Below are 20,583 nucleotides of genomic sequence, written 5' to 3'. Positions count from 1 at the left end.
TCTCCTCTTGTTAAGTTCTTCTGAGCCCTATAATTTTAACCCAAAAAGTCTTCCGGAGGACGGAAATGGCCCTCATTGAAGAAAGGGTTGACAGACTTGAAGAGATGATGATGAGGCTCGTCTACATCCAACAGAAGACCGAGATGGGGATTCAGGAACTTAAGAAGGAGATGAAAGCTTTTAAAAACGAAATGCTGGAGTTTAAAGATTGGGTCAAGAAGGAAATAAAAAGGGTAAGCAAGCAGTGGGGGAGCTCGCCAACAAGATGGGAACTTTAGTAGAGGACATAGTCTTCCCGGCTACGAGACCCATTATTAAGAAATACTTTAACTGCGACCCTGAAATTTTGATGATGAACGTTAAGAGAAAGAAAGGTTCTTTGAGAGAAGAGGTTGACGTTATCGCTGTCTGTGAAGATAAGGTGTTTTTGGTGGAGGTTAAGAGCACTTTAGGAGCTGAGCACGTAAATGATATGAAAGAAAAAGTTGAAAGGTTTAGAGAGCTCTTTAGTGAATATAAAGGAAAAAAAATCGTTCCAATCCTTGCCACCTTAAGGATAGAAAAGGAGGTTCTTGACAAACTCACAAAAGAGAAAATCTACGGAATGGCCTATAGGAAGTGGGAGCACATGGACATTTTAAACTTTGAGGAGGTAGAAAAGAATCGTATCTGCTAAAATTCTTCTGTTAGACTGACCTATGAAAATTTTGAGGAGTTCTCCTTTTTTGTTTATTCTGTAGGTAAGTCTCAGAGCAAACTTTAGAAATAGTAATGAATTCAAGTATAATACTGATAATTAATACAACTCGGCAAAATGTAGAATTATAGTGGGAGGGTATTTAAACGTGAAGGAAGAGAATGAACCTCTTTTGATTACCAAATATGAAAAGAAAAGACTTATCCCTTATCTATTTATTGCTATTCTTACTATATTTTTGTTTGGTTTCGGAGCACTGTTTTATTGTCAGCAGCCCGGGGAATCATATTTAGAGTACTTGTTAACGAGGATAGGAAGCGTACTTCTTTTTCTGTGGATTATGTATTCGCTTATAGATCTTTTAAATACAAAGGAGTTTCGCATATATGAGGATAGGATAGGAAAAATAGCCAGAGTTTTAAAAGGCTTTCCACTTATAGGGAATAGGGTTGTTTACTATGATAATGCCTATTACGCACGTGCTCCAATTGGAATAAGGATATCTAACCAAAAGTCTTTTATAAACTTGAGAGGGTTTCTCCTTGCTGTCAAGTTTCTCTCTCGGGAGGATCAGGAAAAAGTGGCAGATATTTTCAGCAGGCTTTCGGGGAAAGGGAAAGAATTCTTTCTGAGGTGGGGAGTTACAAGTTCTGCCTCCAAGTTCAAAGATGATGGATTAAGTCATTAAGGAAGGAAAGGCTCAAGTTATGAAAGAGAACAACGAACCTCTTATAGTTACTAAGTTTGAGAAGAAAAGACTTATCCCTTATCTGATTTTTGTATTTTTTGGTATATTTTTATTTGGAACAGGAGTTTTGTTTTATCATCAGAAACCGAATGAGTCGTATTTACATTATTTATTCATCAAGTCATCCTCGGTGTTCTTTTTTCTTGGTAGTATTTATTTGTTTATGGAACCTTTAAACACAAAAGAGTTCCGCGTATATGAGAACAGGATAGAAAAAATAGCAAGAGTTTTTAGAAGAATTCCGCTTATAGGAAACAAGGTTGTTTACTATGACAACGCTTATTGCAGCCATGTTTGGGTCGGAGTAGAGTTGTGTAATTGCAGTAAGTTTCTTAAGTTCCTTATAGCTTTTAAGGGAATTCTCTTTTTTATTAAACTTCTTCCTCGGGAGGATCAAGAAAAAGTAGCAGATATTCTCAATAAAGTATCTGGTAGAGAGAAAGAACTTTTCTTGAAGTGGGGAGTTTTGATTCGTCCTTATAAATTTAGGCGTAGGTATGATTGAAACGAAATTTTGAATTAATTTGACGAGTGGTTATTAAAGCAGTTTTCCTATATAATTTGTGCTGTGAAAATGATTATTACGAAGGAAGTTTTTAGTCGTGGGAAAAGAGGACAAACCTCTTATAGTTACCAAGTTTGAGAAGAAAAGGTTGTTACCTTATCTAATTTTTATATCTCTTGCTGTACTTCTATTTGGATTAGGAATGTTGTTTTATCGTCAACGACCGGAAGAATCGTATTTAGAGTATTTACTCACAAGAGTAGTAGCAGTATTCTTTTTTCTACTTGGTATTTATGTGTTTATAGAACTCTTGAACACGAAAGAGTTCCGCGTATATAGGGATAGGATAGAGAAGGTAGCAAGAGTTTTTAAAAGTTTTCCGCTTATAGGAAACAAGGTTGTTTACTACGACAACGTCTATTATGGCCACATTGGAGTTGGGATAAAGCTATGTAACTGCAGGTTTCCGGTAGTTTCGAGAGGGATACTTTTTCTTATTAAACTCCTTCCTCGGGAGGATCAAGAAAAGGTGGCAGACATTCTGCTAGAGGGAAAGAGCTTTTCTTGAGTTGGGGAATTGTAAGTCGTGTTTACAAATTTAAGATTAAATGAACTTCATTTTTCTTTTTTGTAAGGACTCACCAGATTTTGGTCTTTCCGACGTCCTCGTAAGGTATATTTTTTTGCAGTGAAACTTAAAGCTTTTGCATCTTTAACTTGGCAACAGGAGAAGGAAGATGAAATTGGTAGCAAGGTTTTTATTCTTTTTCTTTCTTTGGACTTTGAGCGTTATGGCTTCACCGGCCTACAAAGAAAAGCTGTTGCCAGACTTTGCTTCCGTTGTTTACGACAGGAACGGAAAGATAATAGGCTTTTTCTACAAGGGTCAGTTTAGGCTCTACGCCTCTTACAAGGAGTTTCCAGAAGCTTTGGTAGATGCTGTTATAACTGCAGAGGATGAAAGGTTTTTTGAGCACAAGGGTATTGACCCTCTTGGTATCCTGAGGGCAGCTGTAACAGACTTAGCAAAAGGAAAAATCGTTCAGGGTGGAAGTACTATAACCCAACAGCTTGCAAAGCTCATTTACCTCTCTCCTAAGAGAACCATTGAGAGGAAGTTAAAAGAGCTTGCCCTTGCAAGGAAGTTAGAGGAGGAGCTAACGAAGGAAGAGATTTTGGAGCTCTACCTCAACTACGTTTACCTCTCAAATGGAGCCTACGGTGTAAAGGCTGCCGCGTGGGTTCTCTTCGGAAAGAGCTCCCTTAGAGAGCTCACCACCGCTCAGTGTGCCCTCCTTGCCGGAATCATAAGAGGGCCTGAGTACTACAACCCTTTCAAGCATCCAGAGAGAGCTCTTAAGAGGAGGAACTTTATCCTCCGTAAGATGCTAAGGAACGGCTACATAACAAGAGAAGAGTACGAGAAGGCGATACGTGAACCGTTAACCCCATTAAAGAGGCCGAACAGGCCAAGGGTTGCCGGCTACGAGCTTGACCTTGTAAAGTTTGAGATAGCAAGAAAAGGGATAGTTCCCTATGACTCCATCTATACAGCGGGTTACAGAATAAAGACAACCATTGATGAGAGGGCTCAACGGTTTGCTCAGAAAGTTCTTACTCGCTACGCCAAGAGATACGCTGAGGAACACGAGCTTGACGACCTTCAGTGTGCTGGAATGGCAATAAATACAAAAGGGGAAGTTCTCTTTGTAGTGGGGGGAACGGACTATAGAGAGAGTAAACTGAACAGGGCTTTTCAAACTTTAAGGCCGATAGGTTCAACGGCAAAACCCTTTACCTACCTAACTGCCTTTCAGAACGGCTGGTCTCCCCTTGACTTTATCTCAAACGAGCAGATAGAGATGCCAACTGGACAGATTGATGAAGAAACGGGAGAGGAGATAATCTGGAGGCCAGAGAACTACAGCAAGCGTTTCACCCCCTTCATTCAGGTAAGGAAAGCCCTCATGAAGTCCGTTAACGTAGCCACCATTCACCTTGCCATGAACTTTCCCCAAAAGATTAGGAAGAACCTTATTAAGTTTGAACTCATAAAAAGGAGCGACCCTTTTGACCTTTCCTACGTTCTTGGGAGTTTCTCTTCAAACCTCTACCGTATAGTAAGGGCTTACTCTGCTATTCAAGGGGATGGAGTGCTAAAAGAACCTTTTGTTATCTCTTGGGTGAAGGATAGACACGGTAGAACTATCTATCGGGGTTCTCCGACGTTAAAAATCGTTTCCGATTCCCAGTCTATAGAGCTCCTTCGCTCAATCCTTCAGGACGTAGTGAAGGAGGGAACGGCAAGGAGTATTTCCTACCTAACAAACTGGTTTGACGTTGCAGGTAAAACGGGAACAACAAACGAGTACAGGGATACCTACTTTACAGGCTTTACAACCTCATTTGTAATGAGCATTTGGTTTGGAAGGGACAGCTATAAAACGATGTGGGAAAGGGCTACCGGTGGAGGTGTAGCAGCGCCTCCTTGGGGAGTGATAGCAAGGAAGCTCTGTAAGCTCTACGGTTGTGGTCAATTTGAGCCAAGTTACGATGAGATAGTGAAAAACTATCCTCTCCCTATTCACTTCCCTGAAAGGGAGATGGAGGAGCTCTACTACGATGAACTTATAAACTCTTTAAGGGAAGATGAAGAAGGTATTGTTACAATTTCCCCTGAAAAAACCTTGGGAGGTTAAAGAGTGGAAAGAATTATTACCGTTCCGATAGAAGACGAAATGAAACAGTCTTACCTTGACTACGCAATGAGCGTAATTGTTGGTAGAGCTCTCCCCGACGTTCGCGACGGTCTAAAGCCTGTCCATAGGAGAATCCTCTACTCAATGTATCAACTTGGACTTTATCCTGATAAGCCTTACAAAAAGAGCGCAAGAATCGTTGGAGAAACCCTTGGTAAGTTCCATCCTCACGGAGATACAGCCGTTTACGATGCTTTGGTAAGGATGGCTCAGGACTTTTCAATGAGGTATCCCCTTATAGATGGTCAAGGAAACTTTGGTTCTGTTGATGGCGACTCAGCGGCAGCAATGCGCTACACTGAAGCAAGGCTTTCAAAGATTGCCGTTGAGCTCCTTAGGGACATAGAGAAGGACACTGTTGACTTTAAGCCAAACTTTGATGAAAGCCTCTTAGAGCCAGAAGTTCTTCCTGCCCGTTTTCCCAACCTCTTAGTAAACGGGGCGTCCGGTATCGCCGTTGGAATGGCGACAAACATTCCTCCTCACAACTTAAAGGAAGTTTGCGAGGCTGTAAAGTTCTTGGTTGACAACGAGAACGCTACAACAAAGGAGCTCCTCTCCTTTATAAAAGGTCCCGATTTCCCTACGGGTGCTGAAATTATTAATCCTGAAGGACTCTTAAAGATTTACGAGACGGGAAGGGGAACGGTAACCATAAGAGCAAAGCACAAAATTGAGGAAGTTGGCAGGAGAACAGCAATTGTTATTACGGAACTTCCCTACATGGTAAACAAGGCTGACCTAATAAAGAAAATTGCAGACCTTGTGAAGGAGAAGAAGATAGACGGTATTGCCGACATAAGGGATGAGTCTGACAGGGAAGGAATAAGGGTCGTTATAGAGCTAAAGAGGGATGCAACGCCGGAAGTTGTTCTCAACAAGCTCTACAAGTTCACTCCCTTACAGACAAACTTTAGCTTCAACATGATAGCTCTCGTAAATGGAGAGCCGAAACTGTTAAACCTTAAGAGGTACCTTCAAGAGTTTATTGAATTTAGAAGGGAGGTTATCCTAAGGAGAACTTCCTATGACTTAAGACGAGCTGAAGACCGTCTCCACGTCCTTGAGGGTTTGAGGGTGGCCCTTGAAAACGTTGACAGGGTGGTTGAGATAGTTAAGAAAGCAGAAAGCCCTCAAGCAGCGCAAGAAAAGCTCCAAAAAACGTTTGGCCTCTCAGAGAGACAGAGTAAAGCAATCCTTGATATGAAACTACAAAGGCTTACAGGCTTAGAGAGGGAGAAGATAGAGGAGGAATACGAGTCCCTTAAAAAGGACGTTGAATACTACAGGTTTGTTCTTGAGAGCAAGGAGGAGCAGAAGAGGCTCATTAAGCAGGATATGGACGAGATAATTGAGAAGTTCGGGGATGAAAGGAGAACTGCCATCGTCTCAAAAGAATCAGAGATAGACATAGAGTCAATGATAGAAGAGGAAGAGGTAGTTATCTTCCTTACACACAAAGGTTTTATCGCGAGGACTTCAGCAAGCAGTTACAGGACTCAAGGAAGGAGCGGAACGGGCGTCTTTGGTATCAGGACGAGGGAGGGAGACTTCGTAAAAGACGTAATAACAGCCTCCTCAAAGGACTACCTCTTGGTATTTACAAATGCTGGTAAAGTTTACTGGCTAAAGGCCTATGAGATACCGAAGGCTGAGAAAGCAACTCGTGGGCAGTCCATAAGGAATTTCCTTCCCGGAATGTCAGGTAATGAAGTAGTTTCAAGGATTATCCCTGTAAAGGATTTCTCTCTTGAATCCGACATCTTCTTTGTAACGAGGAGGGGTTACGTAAAGAGGACTCCCCTTAAAGAGTTCTCCAATCCACGCTCAACCGGAATAGCTGCCATTTCCTTGGAGCCGGGGGATAGGCTTATATACGTTGGCCTTGTTGGTGAGAAGGATAACGTTCTCCTCATTTCCAGCGGCGGAAGAGCTATAAGGTTCCACGTTCAGGACGTAAGACAGATGGGAAGGAGCGCCCGCGGAGTTAGGGGCATGCTCCTTGATGAGGACGATAGAGTTGTTGCGGCAACGGCAATTCAGCCGGAAGACGTTTACCTCCTCATCGTTATGGAAAAAGGTTACGGCAAAAGGGTTATGCTCTCAGAGTTTCCCCTTCAGAGGAGAGGCGGTAAAGGTCTCATAGCCGCAAAGCTCTCTGAGAGGACAGGAAAGATAGCTGACGCTACTACGCTTAAAGACGGCGAGCCGGTTATCTTAGTTTCCCGTCAAGGTAAAATAATACGGGTAAACAGCGGGGATATCCCTGTTTACGGTAGACACACAAGGGGAGTGAGGATTCAGAGGTTAGCAGAAGACGACTCTGTAGTTTCTGTTTCTAAAGTTCAAGAGTCAGAATAAGCTTAGGAGGTTAGACGGTGATTGACATAAAGCTTGTGAGGAAAGAGCCTGAGAAAGTAAAGGAACTTCTTTCCCGAAGGGATAAATCCTACGCTGCAAAGGTTGATGAGCTCCTTGCCGTTGATAGCGAGAGGAGAGCTCTCATAACAGAGGTTGAAGAGTTAAAGTCTAAGAGAAACAAGTACTCAAAGGAGATAGGAAAGCTATTTAAGGAAGGAAAGAGGGAAGAAGGGCTTAAGCTAAAAGAGGAAGTGGAAAAGATTTCTGAGAGAATTGTCTCCTTAGAGAAGGAGCTTGCGGAGGTTGAGAAGAGGTTTGAAGAACTTATCCTTTCCATTCCAAACTTACCCCACCCTTCAGTGCCAGTGGGGGAGGATGAGGAGGACAACGTAGTAGTTAGGTACTGGGGAGAGAAACCTGAGTTCTCTTTTGAACCGCTTCCCCACTGGGATATTGCTAAAGAGCTTGACATCCTTGACTTTGAGAGGGCAGCAAAGCTTTCTGGTTCTCGGTTCGTCATCTATAAGAAGTGGGGAGCGAAACTGGAAAGAGCTCTCATAAACTTCATGCTTGACCTTCACACGGGAGAACACGGTTACGAGGAGATAATACCTCCTTTCCTTGTAAACACAAAAACTATGACAGGAACGGGACAACTCCCCAAATTTGAGGAAGATCTTTACAAGATAAAGGATGAGGACCTATGGCTCATCCCTACTGCAGAAGTTCCCCTTACGAACATCCACGCTGGAGAAATCTTGCCTGAGAAGGAGCTCCCCAAATACTACACCGCCTACACCCCCTGTTTTAGGAAGGAGGCCGGCTCTCACGGTAAGGACGTTAGGGGGATTATGAGACTCCACCAGTTCAATAAAGTTGAGCTTGTAAAAATTGTTCATCCTGATACTTCCTACGAGGAGCTTGAAAAACTTGTAAGAGAGGCAGAGAAAGTCCTCCAGCTTCTTGGGCTCCACTATAGGGTTGTAGAGCTCTGCACAGGGGACCTTGGCTTTTCTGCAGCCAAGACCTACGACATAGAGGTCTGGATTCCCTCCCAGAATAGGTACAGAGAGATTTCTTCCTGCTCCAACTGTGAGGACTTTCAGGCAAGAAGAGCAAAAATCAGGTTTAGGGATAGGGACGGCAAAGTAAGGCTCGTCCATACCCTCAACGGTTCTGGCCTTGCAGTTGGTAGAACTGTAATTGCTCTCTTAGAGCAGTATCAGCAGGAAGACGGCTCAGTCGTTATTCCTGAGGTTTTAAGGGATTACCTGAAAACAGACCGAATTACGCCGGAGTAACGGCTTTGGAGACAGTACTTATTGCTGTTTCTCTCTTCCTGCTTACGCTTACTCTCGTTTTTGCCTACATAGCCTTTGATGAGAGGAGGAAGAGGGAGAGGGCCCTCCTCTCCATACGCCAAATTAAGCACAAAAAAACCGACCAGAAGCCCGACAGTACTAAACTCCTTTCAAGGGCTCTTAACCTTCTCAGGGAAGGAATCGTCGTTATGGACCCCTACGGGAGGATTATTTTTACGAACCGCTTTGCGAGGGAGCTCCTTGACATAAGCCCCGAAGACATGGGCAAGTTTTTCTATCAGGCCATAAAGAACTTTGACATCGTTTCTATGATAAACGAGAGCTTTAGCGAGGAGTATAAAGCTTGGAAGGAGAAGAAGATAAAAGACAAGTATGTCCAAATGATTTTTGCTTCCGATATGGACGAAAAAGTACTCCTTCTTATGGATTTAACTCCAATGAAGAAGTACGAGAACCTAAAAAAAGACTTTATAGCAAACGTTTCTCACGAGCTTAAAACTCCCTTGGCAGCGATGAAGCTTTCCTTAGAGACCCTTGAGGAAGAGTGCAAGAGTAACCCTTCTGCCGGTAAGTTCCTCAAAAAGGCCATGGAGAGGGTAAGGTACATGAACCAGCTTATAGAAGACCTCATAACCCTCTCCATGCTTGAAAGCGTTAACTTTCAGATGAGGCCGGTGGAAATAAAGCTCCTGCCGTTTACAAAGAAAATCGTTTCTGACCTTTCAGAGTTTGCCGAGAAGAAAGGGGTAATCATTAACTTGGATATTCCGGAAAACGCCGTGCTTTCTGTTGACGAGAAAATGCTTCACGCCATCCTGAAGAACCTCATAGACAACGCCATTAAGTACAACAGGGAAAACGGAACCGTTACCGTGTCCTACAGGGAACTTAAAAACGAGGTAGAAATTTCTGTCTGCGATACAGGCATAGGTATCCCAAGGTCGCACATCCCCTTTATCTTTGAACGTTTCTATAGGGTTGACCGCTCAAGGTCAAGGAAACTGGGAGGAACAGGTCTGGGACTTTCTATTGTGAAATTAGCCGTTGAGAAGTTGAACGGTGAAGTTGAAGTAGAGAGTGAAGAGGGAAAAGGTACTTGTTTCAGGATATACCTGCCGAAAAGGTAAGTTGTGCTATCATTAGCAACGTGAGCTGTGCTTTAGGGGGAGTAAATTGAGAAGACTGTTTGTGTTAATTGTTGTCCTCTTTGTTAGTTTGCTTTCACCCTTTTCCCGTGCAGAGGACAAGCAGTTAGTAGAGAAGGTTGAAATAATAGGGAATGAGACAGTTCCGGACAGTACCATTCTCTTTTACATATCGGAAAAGCCGGGAGAGGTTTACTCTCCTAAGAAAGTTGCGAAGGATATAAAGACACTGTTTAAACTCGGTTACTTTGAAAACATCTCGGTTGACGTTAAAGAGGGGAAGAAAGGGGTTATCCTCAGGTATTTTGTAAAAGAAAAGCCGATAATAACCGACATTGTCTTTAAAGGAAATAAGAACATTTCTGCAAGCAAACTGAAAGAAGAGCTTGGCCTTGTGGACGAAAACGGGGAGGAGAAGGAGTTAAGGGAACCTCTAAGCTACAAGTTCCTTGATGACTTGGCCCGAAAAATAGAGGCAGTTTACGAGAAGAAAGGGTTCCCCGGAACTCGCGTTTTCTATACCATAGATAGAACTTCACCTACAAAGGCGGTTGCCACTTTCGTAATAGAGGAAGGACATAAGGCAAACGTCTGTACCATTGAGATAAGAGGAAATAAGGCAATTGATTCTGGGGACATAAAAGACGTCCTTGAAACTAAGGAGAAATCATTACTTCACCTTAGGTTTACTGCTCCCCTTTCTGCCGCTAACTTGGAGGAGGACGTTGAGAAGATAAAGGAGCTCTACCACAGCAGAGGTTACCTTGATGTAGAGGTTGGAGAGCCAGAAGTAGTTAAGGAGAAAGACGACTGCTATAAGGTCATTTACACGATAAAGAGCGAGGGTGAACCCTACAGGTTTGGAAAGATAGTCTTTAAAGGAAATACCCTCTTTTCTTCTAAGGAGCTCCTAAAACTCTTTAAGAAGGTTCGTCCCGGTAAGACCTTTAACCAAGAGCTCGTTGAGAAGCTCTCTAACCGCATAGTTAAAAAGTACGGCGAGCTTGGCTTTATCTTTGCCGTTGCCGTTCCGGAAGTCAAGATTCATCCAGAAAGCCACACCGCAGATGTAATTTTCCACATTCACGAGGGAGAGAGAGCCTACGTTCGTTTCATAAACATAACGGGTAACGTTGCTACGAGGGATAGAACTATTAGGAGAGAGTTAGACCTTTACGAAACCGGCGTGTTTAACACCGTTAGACTTGAAAGGTCTGTAAGGAGACTGTTTAACACGGGATACTTTGAAAACGTTGACGTTAAACCAAAAATCGTTGAAGGCAACAAGGTTGACGTGAACGTCAACGTTGAAGAAAGGCTTACCGGTATGTTCTCCGTTGGTGCCGGTTACAGCTCCGTTTCAAAGCTCGTTGCGATGGTTAGCCTTTCAAAGGGTAACCTCTTTGGAACTGGAGATTCCGGTTCGCTCTCCCTGCAGGCAGGAGCAAGGGTCTTTTACTTTGACCTTAACTACAACCACAGGTGGTGGCTTGATAAACCTCAGACCCTCTCTTTGGGACTCTACAACAGGTACACAGAGTACTTCACCTACACGAGTAAGAGGACAGGATTCTCCTCCATGGTTTCCCGTAGGATATGGGAAGACTGGAAAATTGGTTTAGGTTACTTGATAGAGAGGGACAAGATTACGGACATTAGCGACGATGCGCCGGACATTATCAAGGATGAGGAGGGAGTGACAAAAGTAGGAATGGCAACGGCCTTTGTTTCAAGGGATTTGAGGGATAACAGGTTTCTTCCCCATAAAGGAGATTACTTCAGGATTACAACACAATTGGCGTCAGACTTCCTTGGGGGGGACGAGGACTTCTATAAAGTTATTGGTGAGTATGCCTACTACTTTAACTTAAACGAGCTCCCAACGAGTTTTGAGCTTCCCTTCGTAGCCTCGTTCCACGCTAAGGTTGGCTATGCTTCCGCCTTTGGTGGTACTACCAGACTTCCTATTGACTACAGGTTTTACGTTGGTGGAGATACTACCGTAAGGGGATTCCAGTGGGGTGAAGCAGGACCACAGGATGAAGAAGGAGACCCAGAAGGAGCAAACAGGGAGCTTATTTTTAACTTTGAAGTTGGATATGATGTAACGAAGATACTCAGGCTCATAGCCTTTGTAGATGTTGGTGGAGGCTGGTGGGATAAATATGACCTTGGGGATATGAGGAAGTCTGCAGGTATTGGCTTAAGGGTTCTAACCCCTATGGGGCCGATAAGGCTTGACCTTGGATGGAAGCTTGACAAGAGGGCTGGAGAGAGCTCCTCTGAGTGGCACTTTGGAATGGGAAGCTACTTCTAAAGGATAAAGGAGGAACTTGTTATGAAGAGAACACTTGTTCTACTCACTGTACTTTCCTTGCTGACGGGTAGCAGCGCGTTTGCTGCGAAGAATGAAGTTTCTCAGAAAGAGCAGGGATTTGCAGTTTACTACGTTGATATTCAGAAAGTTCTTAACGAGTCAAACAAAGGGAAGCAGGCAAGGTCTATCTTAGAGTCAAAGGTTGCACAGGCAAATGAGAAGATAAAGCAGATGGAGGAGGAGATAAAGAAACTGAAAGAGGAACTTAAGAATCCAGTCCTCAGCAAGCAGGCAAAGGCTGAAAAGGAGAATCAGCTCCAACAGAAAATTCGTGACCTTCAGAGGTTCAAACAGGACACTCAACTTGAAATAATGAACTTAGAGAAGAAGTACACGATGGAAATTCTGAAAGAAATTGATAAGCTCATTAAAGAATACAGGAAGAAAAACGGGATTCCTATGATAGTTGAACTTAGAACTGCTGGCATAATCGCTGCAGACCCTAAGTACGACCTTACCGATAAGATAATAAAACTCTACAACGAGCAGTCGGGACAATGAAGCTGAAAGAACTTGCAGAAAGACTTGGCTGTAGGTTGGTAGGTGACCCAGACATTGAAATTTCGGGTGTATCCGAGATTCAGAACGCTCGCAGTGGGGACCTTACATTTCTCACAAACCCGAAGTACAGGAAGTTTCTGAAAACTACTAAGGCTTCCGCAGTCCTTTTAGAGAAAGAGATACCGGACCTAAAGATTTCTCAGCTTGTATGTTCTGAGCCTTACGTTGCTTTCGCGAAAGCTCTGAATCTCTTTTACCCTGAAAAGCTTCCTGAGCCGGGAATTTCTGAAAAGGCTTCAGTTTCACCAACGGCGGAAATAGCTGAGGATTGCTACATAGGCGATTTTGCATTCATAGGCCAAAACGTGAAGATAGGAAAGGGTGTAAAGATTTTTCCCGGCGTTTATATCGGCGATAACTGCGAAATAGGAGACCACACGGTCATCTTTCCCAACGTAACCATATATAGCGGAACGAGGATAGGGAGGTTTGTTCGTATCCACTCAGGAACGGTGATAGGTTCTGATGGTTTTGGTTACGCCTTTAGTAAGGAAGAGAAGAAAATATACAAAGTTCCCCAAACTGGTGGCGTTGTAATAGAGGATTTCGTAGAAATAGGTGCGAACACTACCATAGACAGGGGGACGATAGGGGATACTGTAATAGGAGAGGGAACCAAGATAGACAACTTGGTGCAGGTAGGGCATAACGTAAAAATAGGGAAGTACTGTTTTATCGTTTCTCAGGTGGGTATTTCCGGAAGTACGAGGATAGGCGATTTCGTGACCCTTGCAGGTAAGGTAGGTGTTGCTGGCCACATAGAGATTGCGAGCAACGTTACGGTGGCAGCAAAGTCGGGTATTACGAAGAGCATTAAGGAGCCGGGAACTTACGCTGGCTTTCCAGTAAGACCTTACAGGGAGTGGAGGAAGATTCAGGCGCTCATTGATAGGCTTCCTGAGATTTACGAGAAGATAAGGAAGGTCCTTAAGGGGTAAGCAAGATGAAAAGGTTCTCTTTTCTCATTCTTTTTTCCTTTCTCCTTCTTGGAGGCTGTGGAGGGGAAAGTGAGGTTAAAGAAGAAAGCTCCTCACTAAACGTTAAAAGCTGGGGTTACCAACTTCAGGAAGCAAATCCTTCGGAAGTTGCCCTTAGCGGATTTGACCTTGTAGTTATGGACTACTCCTACGATGGAACTGAAGAGGGGGAGTACTCTCCTGAAGAGATAGAGAGTATAAAGTCATCAGGAGTGATTCCAATTGCCTACATAAGCGTAGGGGAGGCTGAGGATTACCGTTTTTACTGGAATCCCGACTGGCAGAGTTCTCCCCCCTCTTGGCTTGGTGAGGAAAACCCAGAGTGGCAGGGAAACTACGCCGTAAGGTACTGGGAGCAGGAGTGGAAAGATATAGTCCGTAGCTACATAAACAGGATAGCTGAGGAAGGTTTTAAAGGGCTCTACCTTGATAAGATAGACGAGTTTGAGTACTGGGACTCTCAGGGGGAACTTGAAAAGGGAGAACCTGCTAAGAGGATGATAGACTTCATAGTTGAAATTGCAGACTACTGCAGAAAGAAGATAGAGGGCTGTTACATCATTCCCCAGAACGGAGAGAGACTTCTTCTTTTTGACGAAGAAGGAAAACTCCTTAAAACCGTTTCGGCTTGGGCTGTAGAAGACCTTTTCTACGATGGAACTTCATTTGTGAGCCAAGATGAGGTTAACGAGAGAACCGCCCTCTTAGACAGAGTGAGAGGGGCAGGAAAGCCCGTCTTGGTTGTTGACTACGTTGATGATGGAAGTGGTTACGACAGAGAGAAAGAAAACCTTGAAAGGATAGAGGACTTCCGCCGTAGAGCCCTTGAAAAGGGCTATATACCTTACGCTGCTATGAGTGATAGGGAGCTTGATGAGCTCATAATAATACCGGGTCTTCAGCCTTAGCTTAGCTTCAAGCTGGCGTACTCTCTAACCTTCTCTGCTATTTTGTCTGCCAGCTCTTCAAGCCTTGTGTAGTCTTCCTCTTTTGGAAGACCTTTAACCATCACAGGTTCTATCCACTCTGCCTTCAAGTTCCTCAGCGTTTCCTGTATGTGCTTTACGGTTACAACGCCGTTCCAGCCGTAGGAGCCTATGACTGTGGCAAGTTTAGTTTTCGGTCTGAGGCAGTTTACAAGGTATGCAAAGGAGATTATTGCCGGGTGAGCTCCTGCAAGGACTGTTGGCGATGCAAAGACAACTCCTGCTGCGTCAACAAGGTCCATTGCAACGTTTCCGATATCAACGGAAGTTAAGTTGTAAGGCCTTACAGCAATACCTCTTTTGCTCAGCTCTGAGGTTAAAAAATCAACCATACGGCGGGTGCTCTCATGCATGGATATAAAAGGAATAATAACTAACGGTTTAACCTCGTCGGATACCCACCTTCTGTAGGCGTTGAGTATGAACTCTGTTTCCTTTATTACAACTCCGTGACTTGGAGCAAGTATCTCGGGCTGGAGCTTGTCTATGAGGGCAAGGTGTTTCTTTATGAAGTTCCTAAAGGGCATCATTATCTCTGCGTAGTACCTTTTCGTCTCTAAGTAGACCTTTGCCCTGTTTTCATCAGAAGTGTCAAAGAGTTCACTGGTTGCAATGTGAGAACCTAAAAAGTCACAGGTAAACAGAACTTTATCCTCAACGGCGTAGGTAAACATGGTTTCTGGCCAGTGAACCCAAGGGGCTAAGAAGAACTGAAGAGTTTTATCTCCGAGGGAAAGAGTTTCTCCATCTTCAATTACTTGAAAGACATTTTCTGGAAGGTCAAGAAGGTCAATTAGCATCTGTTTACATTTCTTATTTGTAACAACCTTTGCTTCTGGGTAGAGCTTAAGAATTTCTGGAATCATCCCGGAGTGGTCCTGCTCTGAGTGGTTTGAAACGATGTAGTCTATCCTGTTAACTTTTAGCTCTTTCAGGTTTCTTAAGAGTTCTTCTCCCTTAAGAGGTTCAACCGTGTCAATTAGTGCTGTTTTCCCACTTCCAAAGACTATGTAAGCGTTGTAGCTTGTTCCTTCAGGAAGCGTAACGAGCTCGTCAAAAATCGTTCTATCCCAGTCTACTGCCCCTACCCAGTAAATTCCTTCCTTTATCTTCTTTGCAGCCATCACTCCTCCACAGGTTCAAAATCTTCCTTTCCGGCTCCACACCACGGACAGGTCCAGTCCTCTGGGAGCTCTTCAAAAGGAGTACCCGGTGGAATTCCGTTATCTGGATCTCCAGTTTCTTGATCGTAGATGTAACCGCAGGGGATGCACCTGTACTTTTTCATAGTGACCTCCATAAGTTTCTCACTTTTTAATCTTATGAAGAAACTAAGGTAGGAGCAAGTAAACGGAAGGCAGGTTTTCTAACCTTTAGACGGCTTTTCGGGGTTATTCAGGAACTTTTCAAAGAGCTCTGATGACGCGTAAACTGTTTTCTCTCCTGAGTAGGTAACAAAGCCGGGAGGGGTACCTTTGGGTTTTTTCAGATTTTTTGCTTCTGTAAAGTCAACGGGGACTTTCCCTGAGCTTTTTGCCTTGCTGAAAAAGACTGCTGCGGAAGCTGCTAAGAGGATATCTTCATCGCTTGGCTCTTTACCGCTTTCAAGCCTTAAAATCACGTGAGAGCCGGGGGTGTCTTTTACGTGAAACCAGAGGTCGTGCTCGTTTGCTAAGCGAAAGGTTATAAATTCGTTTTCCCTGCTGTTTCTGCCAACTACTATTCTGTTTCCGGATGGAAGTCTGAAGATTTTTAGTTTCTTTTTCTCCCTTTTTTCTTCCTTCTTAGCGGGAAGAAAGGTATCAAGCTCTTCTTTCTGCGTAGCATCCCGAACGACTCCCTTTAAGAGGGAAATGGTTTCAAGCTCTTCCTCTATTTCTTTTTTCCTCTTCTTGGAATGTTCTGCTTTTCTAAGGAGCTTCCTGTACTGTTTGAAATACTCTTCAACGTTTCCCTTAGGAGAAATGGTCGGGTTAACGGGGATTACGACTTCTTTTCCGCTTACGTAATCGGTAACTTTTACCCTTTCCATTCCCGGCTTTAGAAGGTGAAGGTTGTATTTGAGGAGCTCTCCCAAGAGTTTCTTCTCTTCTGCCCGTTCCCTTAGCTCTTCTGGTGAGGAGAGTTCTGAGAGCTCCGTAAGTAGAGCCCTCTCCTTCTCTTCTAAGTCGCTCAAGATACGTTCTTTTAGCCTTTCAAGCTCTTCAGCTTCTACTTTTTCCTCAAAGTAGGCTTTCCAGCACTCTGTAAAGGGGAACTCTCCTGAGAACTCCCTTCTCTCAAGCTCTTTTAGTGAAAGGTAGGGAAACGTTGTCATGAACTTAGGTTTTCTGTCCTTAAGGTAAAGACAGGGAGTTTTGGAGTTCTTGTGTTTTTCAAGGAAAGTAGCGTATGCCTTTTCAAGGCTTCCGGTTTCTTTGAATAGAAGTGCTATCTCCTTGGCGTTGAGAGGAGATATGCCTGCCACGACCTTGTGCAGGTTCTTTTCTATACCTTCAGGGGTTACCTTCCCAAACTTTAACTCGGAAAACTCCTTCTTGTCTAAGGGAGGGTACTGGTACTCGTCTCCAACTTCAAAGGGCCTTACGGAGCTCTTAAAGGGTCTTAAGAGAGCGATGATTTTTCTGTTGCTATCTAAAAGGAGAACGTTTGCGTTTTTTCCAGTAAGTTCCAAAATCAGGTAGTAGGTTTGAACCTTGCCTGAGAGGCTCAGTTTTACGGTTTCTATCTCAATTACTCTGTCTTTAACGGGGAGTTTAACAGATTTTACGTAGGTTCCTTCAAGGGGTTTGAAGTTTTTTAATGAGTCTTGGGAAAGTGGACTCTGAGAGAGGAAGAGGGCGTTTGGTTGTCCGGTGTAGACGTTTAGAAAGAATTTACCCGCCTTTATGGAAAAGGTTTTTTGGTTACCGTAAACGGCAGAGATTCTCTCTTTCCTTAGAGCTTTTTCAATTTCGGGGACACACTTTTCTATGAACAGGTAGTCCACTAAACGGTACCCTCCGCTTCTCTTTCTGGAAGAAGGGAGTAAGCTTTCTGGAAATTGGCGTAGAGAGCTCTTGCTGCAGTTCCAGCAAACTTTCCTGAAAGTTTAATGAAGGGTTTTTGGAGCTCCGGAGAGGAGAAAGCTCTTACAAAGGCTTCCCTTGTTAGTTTTAGCTTTTCAAGAACTTCTTCAAACTCTTTTTCTGCTGCCTTTTTGGCTTCAAAGAGCTTCATCTGGATTCTGCTCTTTACGTTTACCTCGCCGTCGCCTGAGGTTTCAACGGAGATGAATATGCTCTCCGGGTAGTCTAAGAGAACCTTTGACTGAGCTCCGTCACTCTGGGTTGATGGCATGCAGCCAAAGGGTTTAACGGAGAGAACCATGTGGGCTTTCTTTTCTTTTACGCTGTAGATGTGCTTTGCAACTTCCAAATAACCTTCGCCACCTACGACTAAAGGGTCGTAGTAGTCTTTAGCAAGTTCGGCCAAGTACTTTTGTGGAGGCAGAGCTCTCGGCCTAAAGGAGAGAGCTCCCCTTAAAAGGTTGTAGAGCCACCTAAGGAGAGAAGAGGCAGTTTTGACTGCAATAAACCTTTTAATGCGCTGGTAAGAAAGCCCTTTAGCTTTTATCTCCAGCAACAATTTCTTTTCCTGCATAAAGAGCTGGTAGTCTATCCATCCAGCTATGGGTTCTGGTTTTACCTCTGCTCCTTCTTCCTCAAGCCACCTGTGAATACGGTAGTTGCCGTCCCCTTCTGTCGTGTGGGCCCAAAACTCGCCAATTACACTAACGACGGGTTTAACTCGCGTGTAGTCAAAGCGAAGGCTGTTTAAGCTTTTGCGGAGTTTGACGAGGATGGAGAGTATTTCCTTAACTTTGCCTCCCTTCTTCATAGCGGCGTAGAGTTCCTGAAGGTACTCTGAGATAACTTTGTCAACAGAGCCTTTCTCCACCTCGTAAGGTCTCAGCTGATAGCCAATGTCCCTCACAATGTCGGCAGTCCAGACGGCTTTTATGAGCCTCCATACCAAAGTTGGCGTTAGTTCAACCTCTCCTTCTGAAGAGAGCTTACTTTGGTTGAGTATAGAGATGCTGAGGTTTTTAAAGCCGGCCTCACGGACGGCGTGCCTGTACTCAGACTCGTACATTCCGAACCTGCAGGGTCCGCAGGCTCCTATAGTTGTAAAGGTGTACTCTTTCTCTACATCAACTCCTTCGGCGGCCTTCTGTTTGAGGAACTTTATAAGGTTGCCTATCGTGTAGTAGGCAGGGTTGCACATTCCCCTATTACAGAACTCCCTGCCGATGGCAAGGGAGACGTTATCGGGGGTCGGCAGGAACTCAGCCCTATACCCTACGCTTTCAACAGCTCCCTTCATGAGGAGCTCATGAGTCGGTGTAAGCCCGCCGAAAAGAATGGTCTTTTTAGCCATTACTCTCCTTTTCTTCCCTGTTTTCTGACTGGAAAAGGTTCTTTACAGGCCTTGCCGGAACTATGGTTGCTATGGAGTGTTTGTATATAAGCTGTTGGGTTCCTCCGTTTTCAAGCAGAATCGTAAACTGGTCAAAGAAGGTAATTACTCCTTGAAGTCTCGTTCCCCTTGCAAGGTATACGCTTACAGGAATTCTCTCCTTCCTGAGCCTGTTGAGGTAGGTATCCTGAAGGTTCATGTTTCCTCCCAGAAGTTTTTGATGTCGTTTTTAATTAGCTCTATTACCTCTTCTTCACTAATCTCAGATAGGTTTACCCACTTAAATTTAGGTTCTTTCCTGAACCACGTAAACTGGCGTTTAGCAAACTGCTTTGTTCTCCTCTTTAAAAGTCTAACGGCTTCTTCAAGGCTCATCCTTCCTTCAAGGTACTCTAAGATTTCCTTGTAACCAAGGGCCTGAAATGCCGTTAAGTTCCTGCCAAACTTTAGTAGCCACTTTGTTTCCTCTACAAGTCCTCTCCTTATCTGGGAGTCAACTCTGTCTTCTATCCTCCTGTAGAGCTCTTCTCTGTTCCTGTACAGAAAGTATCCAAGGAAGGGGTAGCGGGGCTTTTCTCCTCTTTCTGGGAAGGCGGTAATAGGTTTTCCTGTGAGCCTATAGACTTCAAGAGCCCTAATGATTCTTTTCCTGTCGTTCTTTCCTATCTTTTTAGCGTAGTCTGGGGAGACTTTAAGGAGTTCTGCGTAAAGCTCCTCTGTGGAGAACTTCTCTAATTCTTTCCTAACCTCTTCGCTTGAAGGGGGAGTTTCAGGAACGCCGTAGAGGAGAGCTCTTATGTAAAAGCCGGTTCCACCTACAACGATTGGAAACTTTCCCTTTTCCTGTATTTCCTCTATTGCCCTGTCGGCCACTTTTACAAAGTCCGCAACGGAAAACTTTTCATACGGTTCAACAACGTCTATGAGATAGTGGGGAATTTCTTTCCTTATCTCTTCAGAAACCTTGTCCGTTCCAATGTCAAGGCCCTTGTAAACCTGCATTGAGTCGGCGGAGATAATCTCCCCGTCTATTTCCCTTGCGAGCTGAATAGAGAAGTCTGTCTTACCCGTTGCCGTTGGGCCTGTGATAACTATGAGGGGTTTTCCCTTAGTCATTTGGGGAAATTTCTCCAAAAAGTTCTTCTAAGCTGATACTCAACTTACAATTTCCTCTTAGTGGGATTTCTACCTTTCCGGAGGTTTTGTCCTCTAAAAGGACTCCAGAGCCTTCTTTAAAGCTGTAAACCTTTAATCTTTTAAGCTCAGGGTAGACGAGGGCGTAAAACTTTACCCCTTCTTGCCTATAGAGCTCAAATTTTAATCCCTCGTCTCGCTGGGAAGAAGAAGGAGAGACTACCTCAAATATTAAGAGTGGAGGGACTTTTAGGTGTCCTTCAAGGTTTTTTAAGTTGCAGACTACCACAACGTCTGGTCTTACGACGGTGTTAAACTTTACAACCCAGTCAATTTCTGGAAGAACTAAACAACCTTTACAGTCAGCTTTTTTAAGTTCTCTGCTCAGTATGTAGACAATTCTTGATACTACAAGCTGGTGTTTAACGCTTGGAGAAGGAGACATAGCAAAGGGAACTCCTTCTACGAGTTCCCAGTCTCCCTTCCAGTTCTTGTAGTCTTCATAGGTGTAGTACTCCTTAAATTTCTCTGCTAGTCCCACTAAGAAGCTCCT

General features: G+C 44.0%; 19 protein-coding genes. 12 read left to right on the top strand and 7 right to left on the bottom strand.

The window, feature by feature from the left end:
• The first annotated feature begins 65 nt into the window (after positions 1-65).
• The 12 genes from CLV27_RS08520 to CLV27_RS01840 all read left to right on the top strand — a co-directional run bounded on the left by CLV27_RS08520 (position 66) and on the right by CLV27_RS01840 (position 14,360).
• Positions 66-278 (top strand): hypothetical protein, encoded by a 213-nt coding sequence (locus CLV27_RS08520; protein WP_207891590.1) that lies wholly within the window; start codon positions 66-68, stop codon positions 276-278.
• Positions 266-676, top strand: coding sequence for a DUF8196 domain-containing protein (locus CLV27_RS01885; protein ID WP_207891589.1), 411 nt, complete (start codon positions 266-268; stop codon positions 674-676). The genes CLV27_RS08520 and CLV27_RS01885 overlap by 13 nt, the downstream gene beginning before the upstream one ends.
• A 169-nt stretch (positions 677-845) precedes the next feature.
• Positions 846-1,385, top strand: a complete 540-nt coding sequence (locus tag CLV27_RS01880) for a hypothetical protein (protein ID WP_132525257.1) — start codon at positions 846-848, stop codon at positions 1,383-1,385.
• A gap of 875 nt (positions 1,386-2,260) precedes the next feature.
• Positions 2,261-2,518, top strand: a complete 258-nt coding sequence (locus tag CLV27_RS08475) for a hypothetical protein (RefSeq protein ID WP_165863657.1) — start codon at positions 2,261-2,263, stop codon at positions 2,516-2,518.
• A gap of 169 nt (positions 2,519-2,687) precedes the next feature.
• Positions 2,688-4,649, top strand: coding sequence for a transglycosylase domain-containing protein (locus CLV27_RS01875; RefSeq protein ID WP_132525255.1), 1,962 nt, complete (start codon positions 2,688-2,690; stop codon positions 4,647-4,649).
• 3 nt (positions 4,650-4,652) lie between these two features.
• A complete protein-coding gene (gyrA, locus tag CLV27_RS01870; protein ID WP_132525253.1) occupies positions 4,653-7,070 on the top strand; it encodes a DNA gyrase subunit A in 2,418 nt (805 codons plus the stop codon).
• Between the two features lie 17 nt (positions 7,071-7,087).
• Entirely contained in the window at positions 7,088-8,371 is a 1,284-nt protein-coding gene (gene serS / locus CLV27_RS01865) for a serine--tRNA ligase (protein WP_132525251.1), read from the top strand.
• Between the two features lie 5 nt (positions 8,372-8,376).
• Positions 8,377-9,519: a sensor histidine kinase gene (locus tag CLV27_RS01860; RefSeq protein WP_132525249.1), complete on the top strand. Its 1,143-nt coding sequence runs from the start codon at positions 8,377-8,379 to the stop codon at positions 9,517-9,519.
• Between the two features lie 46 nt (positions 9,520-9,565).
• Positions 9,566-11,854 (top strand): outer membrane protein assembly factor BamA, encoded by a 2,289-nt coding sequence (gene bamA, locus CLV27_RS01855; protein WP_132525247.1) that lies wholly within the window; start codon positions 9,566-9,568, stop codon positions 11,852-11,854.
• Positions 11,855-11,875: 21 nt separating this feature from the next.
• Complete coding sequence (locus CLV27_RS01850) at positions 11,876-12,415, top strand: OmpH/Skp family outer membrane protein (protein ID WP_132525245.1); 540 nt, start codon at positions 11,876-11,878, stop codon at positions 12,413-12,415.
• Positions 12,412-13,413, top strand: a complete 1,002-nt coding sequence (gene lpxD / locus CLV27_RS01845) for a UDP-3-O-(3-hydroxymyristoyl)glucosamine N-acyltransferase (RefSeq protein WP_132525243.1) — start codon at positions 12,412-12,414, stop codon at positions 13,411-13,413. The genes CLV27_RS01850 and lpxD overlap by 4 nt, the downstream gene beginning before the upstream one ends.
• A gap of 5 nt (positions 13,414-13,418) precedes the next feature.
• Positions 13,419-14,360 (top strand): MJ1477/TM1410 family putative glycoside hydrolase, encoded by a 942-nt coding sequence (locus tag CLV27_RS01840; RefSeq protein WP_132525241.1) that lies wholly within the window; start codon positions 13,419-13,421, stop codon positions 14,358-14,360.
• Here CLV27_RS01840 and CLV27_RS01835 read toward each other — a convergent pair.
• The 7 genes from CLV27_RS01835 to CLV27_RS01805 all read right to left on the bottom strand — a co-directional run bounded on the left by CLV27_RS01835 (position 14,357) and on the right by CLV27_RS01805 (position 20,571).
• Entirely contained in the window at positions 14,357-15,562 is a 1,206-nt protein-coding gene (locus CLV27_RS01835; protein ID WP_132525239.1) for an FprA family A-type flavoprotein, read from the bottom strand. The genes CLV27_RS01840 and CLV27_RS01835 overlap by 4 nt on opposite strands.
• Complete coding sequence (rd, locus tag CLV27_RS01830) at positions 15,562-15,726, bottom strand: rubredoxin (RefSeq protein WP_132525237.1); 165 nt, start codon at positions 15,724-15,726, stop codon at positions 15,562-15,564. The genes CLV27_RS01835 and rd overlap by 1 nt, the downstream gene beginning before the upstream one ends.
• A 78-nt stretch (positions 15,727-15,804) precedes the next feature.
• On the bottom strand, positions 15,805-17,427 hold the full coding sequence (locus tag CLV27_RS01825) for an Rqc2 family fibronectin-binding protein (RefSeq protein ID WP_132525235.1): 1,623 nt from the start codon (positions 17,425-17,427) through the stop codon (positions 15,805-15,807).
• A complete protein-coding gene (locus tag CLV27_RS01820; protein WP_132525233.1) occupies positions 17,427-18,857 on the bottom strand; it encodes a hypothetical protein in 1,431 nt (476 codons plus the stop codon). The genes CLV27_RS01825 and CLV27_RS01820 overlap by 1 nt, the downstream gene beginning before the upstream one ends.
• The gene (gene hfq, locus CLV27_RS01815) at positions 18,850-19,095 is read right to left on the bottom strand and encodes an RNA chaperone Hfq (protein WP_132525231.1); all 246 of its coding nucleotides are present in this window, start codon (positions 19,093-19,095) and stop codon (positions 18,850-18,852) included. The genes CLV27_RS01820 and hfq overlap by 8 nt, the downstream gene beginning before the upstream one ends.
• Positions 19,092-20,012, bottom strand: a complete 921-nt coding sequence (miaA, locus tag CLV27_RS01810) for a tRNA (adenosine(37)-N6)-dimethylallyltransferase MiaA (protein WP_132525229.1) — start codon at positions 20,010-20,012, stop codon at positions 19,092-19,094. Before miaA ends, hfq begins: the two co-directional genes overlap by 4 nt.
• Positions 20,005-20,571 (bottom strand): Uma2 family endonuclease, encoded by a 567-nt coding sequence (locus CLV27_RS01805; protein ID WP_132525227.1) that lies wholly within the window; start codon positions 20,569-20,571, stop codon positions 20,005-20,007. Before CLV27_RS01805 ends, miaA begins: the two co-directional genes overlap by 8 nt.
• Positions 20,572-20,583 lie beyond the last annotated feature (12 nt).

The organism is Phorcysia thermohydrogeniphila (genome assembly GCF_004339575.1).
GTDB lineage: Bacteria > Aquificota > Aquificia > Desulfurobacteriales > Desulfurobacteriaceae > Phorcysia > Phorcysia thermohydrogeniphila.
Note: the sequence above shows the minus strand (reverse complement) of the source record. Positions and strands in the feature narration are given on the sequence as shown.

What these genes read in the sequence shown, in the direction of transcription:
- miaA (WP_132525229.1), bottom strand. Translation starts at nt 20,012, where the DNA reads ATGACTAAGGGAAAACCCCTCATAGTTATCACAGGCCCAACGGCAACG.
- rd (WP_132525237.1), bottom strand. Translation starts at nt 15,726, where the DNA reads ATGAAAAAGTACAGGTGCATCCCCTGCGGTTACATCTACGATCAAGAA.
- CLV27_RS01840 (WP_132525241.1), top strand. Translation starts at nt 13,419, where the DNA reads ATGAAAAGGTTCTCTTTTCTCATTCTTTTTTCCTTTCTCCTTCTTGGA.
- CLV27_RS01850 (WP_132525245.1), top strand. Translation starts at nt 11,876, where the DNA reads ATGAAGAGAACACTTGTTCTACTCACTGTACTTTCCTTGCTGACGGGT.
- CLV27_RS01875 (WP_132525255.1), top strand. Translation starts at nt 2,688, where the DNA reads ATGAAATTGGTAGCAAGGTTTTTATTCTTTTTCTTTCTTTGGACTTTG.
- CLV27_RS01885 (WP_207891589.1), top strand. Translation starts at nt 266, where the DNA reads ATGGGAACTTTAGTAGAGGACATAGTCTTCCCGGCTACGAGACCCATT.
- CLV27_RS08520 (WP_207891590.1), top strand. Translation starts at nt 66, where the DNA reads ATGGCCCTCATTGAAGAAAGGGTTGACAGACTTGAAGAGATGATGATG.
- CLV27_RS01820 (WP_132525233.1), bottom strand. Translation starts at nt 18,857, where the DNA reads ATGGCTAAAAAGACCATTCTTTTCGGCGGGCTTACACCGACTCATGAG.
- hfq (WP_132525231.1), bottom strand. Translation starts at nt 19,095, where the DNA reads ATGAACCTTCAGGATACCTACCTCAACAGGCTCAGGAAGGAGAGAATT.
- CLV27_RS01835 (WP_132525239.1), bottom strand. Translation starts at nt 15,562, where the DNA reads ATGGCTGCAAAGAAGATAAAGGAAGGAATTTACTGGGTAGGGGCAGTA.
- lpxD (WP_132525243.1), top strand. Translation starts at nt 12,412, where the DNA reads ATGAAGCTGAAAGAACTTGCAGAAAGACTTGGCTGTAGGTTGGTAGGT.